This is a genomic window from Segatella hominis (assembly GCF_019249725.2).
Taxonomy (GTDB): Bacteria; Bacteroidota; Bacteroidia; order Bacteroidales; family Bacteroidaceae; genus Prevotella.
In genome coordinates, this window is sequence record NZ_CP137559.1 from 2,850,001 (window position 1) to 2,852,500 (window position 2,500).

Annotated in this window: 2 rRNA genes (both running past the window's edge); both read right to left on the reverse strand. The window is 42.0% G+C overall.

Annotation, left to right across the window (positions count from 1 at the left end):
* Positions 1–1,179, reverse strand: a 16S ribosomal RNA gene (locus KUA50_RS11555); it reaches 353 nt to the left of the window's first position.
* 1,238 nt (positions 1,180–2,417) lie between these two features.
* A 5S ribosomal RNA gene (rrf, locus tag KUA50_RS11560) occupies positions 2,418–2,500 on the reverse strand (it continues 30 nt past the right edge of the window).

Below are 2,500 nucleotides of genomic sequence, written 5' to 3' on the forward strand. Positions count from 1 at the left end.
TTCCTCACACCTTACGGTGGCAGTGTCCCCAGAGTGCCCAGCTTAAACTGATGGCAACTAAGGAGAGGGGTTGCGCTCGTTATGGCACTTAAGCCGACACCTCACGGCACGAGCTGACGACAACCATGCAGCACCTTCACAGAGACCCCGAAGGGCGTCATTGTCTCCAAATCCTTCCTCTGCAATTCAAGCCCGGGTAAGGTTCCTCGCGTATCATCGAATTAAACCACATGTTCCTCCGCTTGTGCGGGCCCCCGTCAATTCCTTTGAGTTTCACCGTTGCCGGCGTACTCCCCAGGTGGGATGCTTAATGCTTTCGCTTGGCCGCTGACCTATTCAGGCCAACAGCGGGCATCCATCGTTTACCGTGCGGACTACCAGGGTATCTAATCCTGTTCGATACCCGCACTTTCGAGCTTCAGCGTCAGTTGCGCTCCCGTGAGCTGCCTTCGCAATCGGAGTTCTTCGTGATATCTAAGCATTTCACCGCTACACCACGAATTCCGCCCACGTTGTGCGTACTCAAGAAGACCAGTTCGCGCTGCAGTGCAGATGTTGAGCACCTACATTTCACAACACGCTTAATCTCCGGCCTACGCTCCCTTTAAACCCAATAAATCCGGATAACGCCCGGACCTTCCGTATTACCGCGGCTGCTGGCACGGAATTAGCCGGTCCTTATTCATAAGGTACATGCAAAAAGTCTCACGAGACTCACTTTATTCCCTTATAAAAGCAGTTTACAACCCATAGGGCCGTCATCCTGCACGCTACTTGGCTGGTTCAGGCTCTCGCCCATTGACCAATATTCCTCACTGCTGCCTCCCGTAGGAGTTTGGACCGTGTCTCAGTTCCAATGTGGGGGACCTTCCTCTCAGAACCCCTACTGATCGTAGCCTTGGTGGGCCGTTACCCCGCCAACAAGCTAATCAGACGCATCCCCATCCATCACCGATAAATCTTTAATCTCTTTCTGATGCCTTCTAGAGATATCATTGGGTATTAGTCTTACTTTCGCAAGGTTATCCCCAAGTGGTGGGCAGGTTGGATACGCGTTACTCACCCGTGCGCCGGTCGACGCCCATCAAAAGCAAGCTTTCGATGTCGTTTCCCCTCGACTTGCATGTGTTAAGCCTGTAGCTAGCGTTCATCCTGAGCCAGGATCAAACTCTCCATTGTAAAATATCATTTTTACTCTGCCTGTTCCGAAGAACGAGCGAAGTGTTTGTTGTCTGTACTTAGGACGAATATCCTTTTTCGTTTATTGAAGCTTAGTAAACCTGACTTGTCAATTTCTTGACGGTTCGTTTCTTTTACCCAGTCAACTTTCTTATTTCTAAGAAGTTAACCGCTTCTTGTACTACTTGTCTGTTTATGTAAAATCTTTCAAAGAACTCTTTCTTTTATTGCTAAGAGGAATGCTTGATTTCTCAAAAGCGAGTGCAAAAGTACTAACAATTTTCCAACCCACCAAATATTTCGAGAAAAAAAATATTGTTTTAACATTTATTTAACAATAAAACACATAATCTTTCATTATTTACCTTTTTTAGAGACACTAATAGCGCTTCTTCTTAATACAGAGATAAAGTGAAGTTCTATCATCAACGAGGATAAAAAACAAAATTTCAAACATACAACTAATGGTATAAGAATAAATCGCATAGCAAGAGGAATAGAAACAATAATAGGAGAAAAACGATAGAAGAGAGAATGATAATAGAAAGGAGAAAATGGGGGAGAACCGAAGATAGAGAATAATAAGTAAATAATTATATAATAAAGTTTGAAGGGCAGGAATTACCCTGCCCCCTTAGTTTTCGCGTATATTCTTTATTCTATATAAAAATAACATAAACCCATAAAGGGGGTTAAATAAAAAACCTATGTTATTTTCGATTGTAAAAGTATTAATAAAAAATGAATTCTGCAAATAAATAGCGATTTTTATTTTGTTTTATAACTTATCTTATACTTACATGAGGGAAATGGTAAAATAATAGGGAAATAAAACGAAAACGGTAAAATTTTAAGTATCTGGAAAAAGTCGGATTGATAATGTGTAGAATTCAATGATTCCCAACTAAGAAGAAAAGAGAATTAGAAAAATCTGCATTATCCTTCCAGACCGACAGGTCAAAATCTGCGAAATAAAGAAATGACAGGAAAAAGAAGAAAATCAGAGAAAATCTGTGGAAATTCATGAGAAAAATAATCAATGAAAAAAATCTGTGTGAATCCGTGAAATCTGTGGGACTAAAATAATCAATGAGAAAAAATCTGCGTCATCTGCGAAATCTGCGTGACAAACTAATATTCAGCGAGAAGAAAAAACAGCGGAGAAGAAAAAGATCCGCGGGAAGAAAAAAAACAAGAAAGCCTCAGAAATCTTTCGAAATCTGAGGCTCTTCATTGAAAGGAGGCGGCGACCTACTCTCCCGCATTGTATTGCAGTACCATCGGCGCAAGTGGGCTTAACTTCTCTGTTCGGAATGGGAAG